This is a genomic window from Kitasatospora sp. NPDC058190 (assembly GCF_042883685.1).
Lineage (GTDB): Bacteria > Actinomycetota > Actinomycetes > Streptomycetales > Streptomycetaceae > Kitasatospora.
In genome coordinates this window covers 1-1586 of sequence record NZ_JBHVVI010000295.1, presented here as the reverse complement: position 1 = coordinate 1586, position 1586 = coordinate 1, and the positions used below count along the sequence as shown (strand labels likewise).

At 70.2% G+C, this 1586-nt stretch carries 1 protein-coding gene; it reads left to right on the top strand.

All coding sequences use genetic code 11. From position 1 onward, the window contains the following. Positions 1–127: 127 nt before the first annotated feature. Positions 128–1576: an NF041680 family putative transposase gene (locus ACFVWU_RS44890; RefSeq protein ID WP_387632510.1), complete on the top strand. Its 1449-nt coding sequence runs from the start codon at positions 128–130 to the stop codon at positions 1574–1576. Positions 1577–1586: the final 10 nt, after the last annotated feature.

Below are 1586 nucleotides of genomic sequence, written 5' to 3'. Positions count from 1 at the left end.
AGCTTTCCGTTTAACCTCGCAGGTCACCCGACCTGCTGATCTGCGCTTCTTCCCGGGACAGCGGAGGCGGCCGTTCTCCACGCTTCGAGATGTCGAGTCACGAAGCACGAGAGAACGGCCGCTGCGTATGAGTCTCCCCCTCGACCCGCCCGCAGGCGACGGGTTGGGCATCTTGTCCCGCTTTCGGGTTGAGTTCTACGACTGCCTGTACACCCGCGCTGACGCGCTCTTCGAGCTGACGGACGCGGTGCTGTGCACGGACGGGCCGGTGAAGACGCTGGTCGAGTTGTCGCTCGCGGCCGAGCATCGGCGCGGGCACGGCGCGATGTACCAGGCACTGGACCGGGGCTGGCTGGAGCCGACCCGGCTGCGCCGCACGCTGGCCGGGCTGCCGTTGCCACGGCTCGCGGACGGGAGGATCGCGCTGGCGGTGGACGTCTCCAACTGGCTCCGGCCCGACGCCCCGACGAGCGATGAGCGCCTGTTCTGTCACGTCTACGGCCGCGGCCGCAGTGCCGACCAGTTCGTCCCTGGCTGGCCGTACTCCTTCGTCGCCGCGCTGGAGTCAGGGCGCACGTCGTGGGTCGGGCTGCTGGACGCGGTCCGGCTGGGGCCGGCCGACGACGCGACCGCCGTCACCGCGGCCCAGCTGCGTGAGGTCGTCGACCGTCTGATCGCGGCAGGCCACTGGCACCAAGGCGATCCGGACATCCTGATCGTCATGGACGCCGGCTACGACGTGACCCGGCTGGCCTACGTCCTTTGCGACCTGCCGGTCGAGCTGATCGGCCGACTGCGCTCGGACCGGGTCATGCTCCGCGACCCGGGCGAGCCCCACTCCGGCCCCAAGGGTGGGCGTCCGCGCCGGCACGGCGGGGTCTTCACCTTCGCCAAGCCCGACAGCTGGCACACCCCGGACGCGGCCACGAGCACGGACACCGACCGCTACGGCAAGGCCGAGGCGCGATCGTGGGACCGGATACACCAACGCCTGCAAAAGCGCGGCCCGTGGCTGGACCACGAGGGCGAAATCCCGCTGATCCACGGCACGTTGGTCCGCCTCAAGGTCGAGCGCCTGCCCGGCGAACGGGATGCGAAACCGCTATGGCTGTGGTCCTCCGCCACCGGCATCGACACCGCTCACCTGGACCGGATCTGGCGCACGTTCCTGCGCCGCTTCGATCTTGAACACACATTCCGGCTGATGAAGCAGACGCTCGGGTGGACCGCCCCGCGCTTTCGCAACGCGAGCACCGCAGATCTATGGACCTGGCTCGTCATCGCCGCGCACACCCAACTCCGTCTCGCCCGCCCCCTCGCCGAGGACCTGCGTCGCCCCTGGGAGAAACCCGCCCTGCCGAACAGGCTCACGCCCGCCCGGGTCCGACGCGGGTTCCGCAACATCCGCGCGAAGACGCCCTGCCCGGCAGCCGTGCCGCAACCGACACGACCTGGCCCCGGCCGCCCGCCCGGTGCGAGGAACCGCAGGTCGGCACCCCGCCACGGCGTCGGGAAGACCGTCAAACGCGAACCCACGCTCGAAGCCCACCGCGCCAAGATCGCAGCAGCCGCTTAAAAATCAAGCT